We start from the raw sequence: 7,396 nt of genomic DNA on the forward strand, positions 1-7,396 counted from the left end.
AATATTTAACAATTTTACCAAATTGACACACTAAACTTACTATATCTTTACAAGCTAACCGTCACAAAAATCGTCATTTCTCGGGAAATCAGGTCGATATTTATCGAGTCTTATCAATTTCCCATTCCTGCATATCCGTTATGATGGAAATAAATACTATTTTAGGAGACTGAGAATATGCCGCTTTTGCATATGAAGGAGATATTCACTCCCCTAAAACTAATAGGGATTAAGGTGTTTCGCTGTAAAGAAGGCAATACCTACATAAAGGTCTGGAACAGACCTCGGAAAAAAATCTTTTCTTAAGGAGTCTACTTGCTAGACTTCTTTATTTTTCTAAAATATCCCTACAATTTCTAGTATTTTTAAAAATTAACTATAATGTATAATACAAGTATTACGTGTTTTAGGGGGAAAAGATGAGAAAGAATGTTTTATTTTTACTAGTTTTCCTGGGGGCGATTTTCTCGCTTCCAAATTTATCAGAAGCGGCAGCCGATTCTGTCGTTCTTTTCGAGGATAAGACACTCGAAAAATCAGTCAGAGAGACCTTATCCTTAACGGATGATGAGCCATTAACGGAACAGAAAATCCAAGCGCTCGTTACTCTTGATGCCGAGGGGCTCGAGATTCATAGCTTGAAAGGATTAGAAAAAGCCATCAATCTTGAGGAGCTTAATGTATCTGACAATAATATAGAATCAATTGAACCAATCCTGAATCTGACGAAATTACAGGCTGCTGAAATTTCCTATAACCCGATTGAAGACCTTGGGTATTTGATGCGGATGACATCCCTACAGGAGTTTGACATCAGCGGGACGAATATCACTGATATATTTCGTTTAACAACCCTGCCAAACTTAGCCTACGTATCAGTGATGGATTTGGATATTGATTGGTACTATGACAGAAGTGCCTGGCAAACACTTGATATGCTGATTGATGCAGGCGTGGAAGTTGATTGTCCTCCATATGGACCTGTGGAATTTATAGAGTCCGTAACAAGTGAAAGCGCCATGAGAGTCGAATGGGAATACCACGGCGATTGGGCAGAAAATACAAGCTATAAAATTTTCCTTAATGATGGAGAGTTTGGAAAAAGCGTGGAAAAAACCTTTACTATTAAAGGCTTAAAGGCAAATACCGATTATTCGGTAACCATTGCTGTCCTAAAAGATGGCGTTGAAACAGGTGAAGAGCAAACCCTTGAGTTTACAACAGAGCCGCTTCCTTCCGGAAAAATCATTTCGATGGAGGATAAGGTACTTGAGGGAATTGTAAAAGAGGAATTATTGGTCTTTAACCGCAGTTTACAGGTAAGTGACCTAGAGAGCCTTACCGAGATTTCTGTTGAAAAAGACCTCGGTGTCCGTTCCCTGAAGGGTTTGGAATATGCAGTTAATTTAGCAGTCTTAGAAGTGCCAAGTAATTTAGTTTCCGACTTAAGTCCTCTCTCGCAATTAAAGCAGCTTCAATATTTAGATGTTAATATGAATAAAATTGCAAACTTTAAACCACTCAGCCTACTGCCAAGCTTAGAATATCTTGATGTATCCTACAATCCTGCTACAGACCTTGCACCATTAAAATCGATTCCAAATCTGAAGGAATTACACATTGATGATTTATATAATATCACATGGAAAAAGGGCAGTCCGGCAGATAAGATTGTAACCGAGCTGATTAATCGCGGTGTATATGTGAATGTGTTTGAATATACCGGAAACCGTTATACAAATAATACGTGGGAATTGGCCTGGTACTTTAACGGGGTAGAACCTGTCAGCTTTGAATTATATATGGATGATGAATTATTGGCCGAAATGGATGGAAACACCCATTATTATAAGTGGGAAGGATTGAAGCCATATGCAGGATATCATACATTTGACCTGATTGCTGCAGGCGAAGAGGATACTTATGAGGCGGATACGTTTAATCTTTATACCCAATCATGGAACATAACCGGCTGGAGTCAGTTTGACTACAACTGGAATTATTTCGATCCAAAAACCTTCAAAAAAAGAACCGGCTGGCTTCTAGATGGAGGCAAGTGGTACTTCCTTGATGCAAATGGAATCATGAAGACCGGCTGGGTAGCCGTCAGCGGAAAGTGGTATTACTTTAACGGCAGCGGGTCAATGAAGACTGGCTGGTTGTTAGACGGCGGGAAATGGTATTATTTAAATACCAGCGGCGCAATGGCTAAAGGCTGGCTTTTAATCAACAAAAAATGGTATTATTTCTACCCAAGCGGGGAAATGGCCAAGAATACCGTGATTGGCGGATATAAACTTGGAGCCGATGGTGCCTGGATAAAATAACAGAAAGAGGTACGAAATCAAAATGATTCCGTACCTTTTTCTTCGGGCTGATTTGATAGTTCCTGCATATCCATCGGGAGTTTTTGATGCATTTTTTCCAATGAAAACAGCACCACATGGACAAAAAGAACAACAAGCGCAAAAAATTCAACAGCATAATCGATATAATACCATGACAAGGTAGCTGTGATATCGTAAAGCGAGTGGACAATTACCGTTAACCACAGGCTTCGTGTCCACAGAAGGATGAGGCCTAACAATAAACCCATGTTGCCAAACGTGACGATTGCCCCTAATTTAATCGACCACGGCTGCTCCGCATCTAATGTGTGGTCAATTCCGAATATTATTGATGTCAAGAACAAGGCAAACATCAGGAATATATCTCTAGAGCCGCTTTCCCAGCGGCGGCGGAATATTTTTTTAAACACCATCAGCAGCAAAATGATATAACATAGGCGCCATACCTCTTCTAAACCGGCAAGGGCATCCGTATATAAATCCCCGCCAATCATATCAACCTTATCAAAAAAAGCCCAAACGGGACCATCCGCTGCGACAATATCATCATCTTCCGCAGCAAAGGACTGATTATCGGTATAATCTTCAACATATTGGTCATAATCATCGTTGAAATCTGTAAACATCGCACTGGAGTATATATTGATGATCGTGCTGCCGACGAAAAAAATCAGAAAAGAACCGGTGAATTGCAGAATCCGCTGGCGCTTGGTTTTCTGTTGGACACTCTCATACCCCAGCCGCCGGTATATCTTCCAGCCAACAAAAAAAGATGAAACCATGACTGCATCATACAGGGTACTGGCCAAATAGCTGTAACGGGCCAGATAAAGAAGGACTTCAGCGCCAACCGCCACAATGAGCATTGCAAAGAGTAACTTTTTCGATATTGGTTTCGTTAAATTTGATATCATCCGCGTCACTCCTTGCCTGTGATTTATTGTTAAAAATCTCCTGTTACTTACCAAGAATATTGGCTGCCAGGATTCCTAGTCCGTTAAATAAAAGCAGGAATAAGCAGCAGGCAATGGCCCACTTCCATTTTCTTAACACGGCAATTCCCCTTTAACATTTTACAAGATTATAATAGTAATAATTTAACATACCGTCAGGCAATTATCACCAAAATATTGTTTCCATTTCATCATTTACCCGTCATTTTTTCAGCCCTTTTAACATAAGAATGTACAAGCAGTGTGAGTTCATTTCCAAATTATTAATACATCTTATACTAGTTTACACATTTTATGACGAATAGGGGTCTAAAAAAAATGAAACAGGTTGCTTCTATTATTCTTCTAGTTGTAGTGATTTTTGTATTATCTTCCACCAATCCGGGTCGAGCAGAATATATCGACTGGATTAATCACAAAACGATGGACAAGTCCTCGAACCTGCTGCAAAAAGGCATTCTCTCACTTGCTGGAAAACCAATTTTCGATGCAGGCACTAAACAATCCGATTATTTTATTTTCTCTATTTACGAAACTGATTTTTCCGATGTAGGAATGGGAAAAGTGAAATCCATTGGAATTTTTCATCAATTTATTCCGCTGTCGAGTTTTGAAAAGCAATAATAAAAGGCCGAATGGTAACCCACTCGGCCTTTTGATGTTATTCGACTTTTTCCACTTGAACTTATTGCTTCTATCAAGGGAAAATCAGATGTCCAGTTAAAATGGGGATACACTAATCCTTCCAGATACCCCAAAAGAAAAGTACAAACCCCTTTTAATCAATAAGAAATAGTATACAAGTATAATTAACATTCAAAAAGCAGCATTCAGCTGCTTTTTTGTTTTGCTCTAAATCGTCTTTTCCTAGTTTGATAAAAATTTTCAAAAAATACAATCAATTTTCAAAATTCACTCTTGTATTCGACAATTCTAAAAATTATTATGGTTATAGGATATTATTCCTATATAACATTTCCAAATATATACATATTCATTTAATATTTGCTGATAGGCAGGTTAATTGTTGATGGTTTTCGATGGAATTTTTCTCTCATTTGTCATTGGTTTTTTCCGAAAAGGTAATTTAAGAGGTTTAGCACAGTTAAATTTAAAATGGGGATGGATGTTCCCACTTTTATTAGTAATTGAACTTGTCATTTTCACGTTTCAAAATGATTATAAATTTCTTGGCGAATTAAGCGGTTACATTTACATGGCCATTTATGTACTAGGTTTAATCTTTTTATTTTTGAATCGTAAAAATCCTGGGTTTCTACTAATCTTAATTGGGGTTTTTCTCAACTTTTTAGTAATGGTTATTAATGGCGGAAGGATGCCGGTATCTTTGGAGGCGGCTTCTATTTTGGATCCGAGTTATATGGATGCCTTGAAAGAGGGTTTAGCTGCTAAACACCAAATATTAACCCAATCAACTTATCTGGGATTCTTAGGGGATATTATCCCTCTCTCTAAACCTTATCCACGAACACAGATTATTAGTATCGGGGATGTGGTCATGAATATTGGCATTTTTCTGTTTATCCAGTATTTAATGCTAAAGCATCCATCTTCCTTGGAGGTCAATAACACCTCAAATTCTATGAAAGGAGGTGAAAGAAGATGAAACAACAAAAACCACAAGGAATCAAATTAACTGGTATTTTAGTAAATGCGATCATTTTAGGATCGTTAATTGTTGCTTTAACATCAGGCTGGAAGCTAATATAATCAATTCTTGGGAGCAGTTAATCTCAGATAACTTCTCCCTTTTATTTTATATAGATAAGAGTGATTACACATGGACCGAATGAAAAGCCCATCTAATATTTATTTAATTATTGTCACCATTATCGGTTGTATAGCGTTCTTAACGAACAATACCTTCCAGTTCGACACATCCTCAAATATGGTGATTAAATTTGCCTTCATTGGGGCAATTTTACTTCTAAATCATTACACGATTCCCATTCCTCCTGAAGGAAATTCTACCTCCATGGATTCCGCCATCTATATGGCAGGCATTTTTTTATTTGGACTTGATTTTACATTGGATATATTGCTTGTAACCAGCTTAATAAATGCAGTTTATCAAAGGAAAATTGTTTGGTGGAAGCATTTATTTAATTTCGCTTTGTATAGCTTGATGATGATTTTATCCTCTCAAGTATATAATCTATTAGGTGGCAGCTTTCATAAGATTAATACTAATAATCTATTAGCCTATTTATTATCGTTAAGCGCCTATTTTTTTATTAATATTATTTTGATTGGTGTTTATTTCTTTTTACTGCATAAAGAAAAGATCAATTCCGTCTTTATCGGAATGCTCAAGGATAAATCCTTTTTGGTTAGTTATGTAACCACCCTCCTGCTCTCCATTGTCTGTGGGATATTATTCGATAGGGAAACATACTTTGGTCTTTTCCTTTTTATTTGTATTGCGATCCTTTTGTCTGTGGCCTTTAATCAACATTTCCAATTGTTTCAAGCCACATTAGATAAAGCCAATAAGGATTTCCTTACTGGACTTAATAACCACGGCTACTTTAAAGAGATTTTCGAAAAAGAGGTTGCCCTTGCAAAAGAAACAGATATGCCACTAAGTGTTGTTCTTCTAGATATTGATGATTTTAAAAAATACAATGATCTATATGGACATATTCAAGGAGATCAATTACTTCAGGAATTTGGTACTTTATTGAAAAACGAGTCAGAAGAGAAAAACTACACGGTTGCACGTTATGGCGGAGAAGAGTTTTCGATTTTGATGCCAAATTCCAATCGCCAGACAGCCTTATCCTTTATGAACGAACTAAGAAAAAAAGCGAATGATACCTATTATAAAGGAGTTGAAGGGCTCCCTTACGGATGCCTATCCTTTTCTGCCGGAATTGCTGAATGCGAAAAGGAAACATATAGTATATCTGAGCTTCTCAATAAAGCAGATCAAGCAATGTACGCGGCAAAAGACCAAGGGAAAAATTTGGTCAAGGTATACAATGAACACTCCGAATATTCGGTTCAGCGTTCTCTCGCTCTTGAAAAAGAGCTGGAGGAAGCCGAACAGCAATTAAAAATATTTCTTTCGAAAGATGTATATACCTATCGTCATAGTAAAAGGGTTTACCAATACGCGGTCGATTTTTCACGAATACTCCATTTAACGGATCACGAACGGAAAACGCTAATCCTAGGTGCTTTAATTCATGATATTGGAAAAATTGAAATCCCAAGGGATATTTTGAATAAAAAAGGAAAGCTCGATCCACATGAATGGGAAATGATGAAAAAGCACGTGACGTGGGGTAAAGAAATTATTTCAACAAATAAAAAATTAGAGGATTTAATCCCATTAGTTGAGCTCCATCATGAGCGCTTTGATGGCAAGGGCTACCCGTATGGTCTAGCCGGAAAAACAATCCCGAAATTAGCCCGTATCTTATGTGTCATTGACTCGTTTGATGCCATGACAACCGAGCGCCCCTATCAAAAGACAAAAACTTTTAATGAAGCCATTGTTGAATTACGGACCTGTTCCGGGAAACAATTTGACCCACAATTCGTCGAGCCATTTATTGAATTAATTAAGCAGCTTGATAACTCAGGGGAAGAATTAGAAGAGATTTCAGAAGCTGTGAATAGTTAAAATTATTTACACTACAGCTATAAAAACAAAGGCGATGGAGAAAAATCCATTGCTTTTGTTTTTAATCTTATTTGGCTATTAGAATACAAAAAAGAACAGCTTATTTAGCTGTCCCTTTTCGTGCCTGGCAACGTCCTACTCTCACAGGGGCGCGTGCCCCAACTACCATCGGCGCTGAGAAGCTTAACTTCCGTGTTCGGTATGGGAACGGGTGTGACCTTCTCGCCATTATTACCAGACAATTTTAATTGAGAATTCGTTCTCTCAAAACTAGATAATGCAGAAGAAGCTTTAGTAAAATCGAGTTCACCTTCATATGTTCATATGACTTGGTTAAGTCCTCGAACGATTAGTATCAGTCAGCTCCACACGTCACCGCGCTTCCACCTCTGACCTATCAACCTGATCATCTTTCAGGGTTCTTACTAGCTTGACGCTATGGGAAA

Annotated in this window: 5 protein-coding genes and 2 rRNA genes; 4 read left to right on the forward strand and 3 right to left on the reverse strand. The window is 37.6% G+C overall.

Going from position 1 to position 7,396, the window contains the following annotated elements; all coding sequences use genetic code 11:
• Window positions 1-419: 419 nt before the first annotated feature.
• The gene (locus LC455_RS16030; RefSeq protein WP_223592236.1) at window positions 420-2,327 is read left to right on the forward strand and encodes a hypothetical protein; all 1,908 of its coding nucleotides are present in this window, start codon (window positions 420-422) and stop codon (window positions 2,325-2,327) included.
• A 17-nt stretch (window positions 2,328-2,344) separates the two neighbouring features.
• Here the strand turns inward: LC455_RS16030 and LC455_RS16035 are convergent, their stop codons facing one another.
• Window positions 2,345-3,262 carry a CPBP family glutamic-type intramembrane protease gene (locus LC455_RS16035; RefSeq protein ID WP_223592237.1) on the reverse strand — a complete coding sequence of 306 codons (918 nt, stop codon included), beginning with the start codon at window positions 3,260-3,262 and terminating at the stop codon, window positions 2,345-2,347.
• A 357-nt stretch (window positions 3,263-3,619) separates the two neighbouring features.
• Here LC455_RS16035 and LC455_RS16040 point away from each other — a divergent pair, with 357 nt between their 5' ends.
• The 3 genes from LC455_RS16040 (at window position 3,620) to LC455_RS16050 (ending at window position 6,950) form a co-directional block, all read left to right on the forward strand.
• On the forward strand, window positions 3,620-3,925 hold the full coding sequence (locus LC455_RS16040; RefSeq protein WP_223592239.1) for a DUF4359 domain-containing protein: 306 nt from the start codon (window positions 3,620-3,622) through the stop codon (window positions 3,923-3,925).
• A 406-nt stretch (window positions 3,926-4,331) separates the two neighbouring features.
• On the forward strand, window positions 4,332-4,928 hold the full coding sequence (locus LC455_RS16045) for a DUF5317 domain-containing protein (protein ID WP_223592284.1): 597 nt from the start codon (window positions 4,332-4,334) through the stop codon (window positions 4,926-4,928).
• A 174-nt stretch (window positions 4,929-5,102) separates the two neighbouring features.
• Window positions 5,103-6,950: a diguanylate cyclase gene (locus LC455_RS16050; protein WP_223592241.1), complete on the forward strand. Its 1,848-nt coding sequence runs from the start codon at window positions 5,103-5,105 to the stop codon at window positions 6,948-6,950.
• Between the two features lie 122 nt (window positions 6,951-7,072).
• Here LC455_RS16050 and rrf read toward each other — a convergent pair.
• Both rrf and LC455_RS16060 read right to left on the reverse strand, forming a co-directional pair.
• A 5S ribosomal RNA gene (rrf, locus tag LC455_RS16055) occupies window positions 7,073-7,189 on the reverse strand.
• Window positions 7,190-7,279: 90 nt separating this feature from the next.
• A 23S ribosomal RNA gene (locus LC455_RS16060) occupies window positions 7,280-7,396 on the reverse strand; the annotation flags it as partial.

This window comes from Neobacillus bataviensis, assembly GCF_019969725.1.

Excerpts from the sequence above, each read along its gene's own strand:
- LC455_RS16040 (WP_223592239.1), top strand. The coding sequence starts at position 3,620 with ATGAAACAGGTTGCTTCTATTATTCTTCTAGTTGTAGTGATTTTTGTA.
- LC455_RS16030 (WP_223592236.1), top strand. The coding sequence starts at position 420 with ATGAGAAAGAATGTTTTATTTTTACTAGTTTTCCTGGGGGCGATTTTC.
- LC455_RS16050 (WP_223592241.1), top strand. The coding sequence starts at position 5,103 with ATGGACCGAATGAAAAGCCCATCTAATATTTATTTAATTATTGTCACC.
- LC455_RS16045 (WP_223592284.1), top strand. The coding sequence starts at position 4,332 with ATGGTTTTCGATGGAATTTTTCTCTCATTTGTCATTGGTTTTTTCCGA.
- LC455_RS16035 (WP_223592237.1), bottom strand. The coding sequence starts at position 3,262 with ATGATATCAAATTTAACGAAACCAATATCGAAAAAGTTACTCTTTGCA.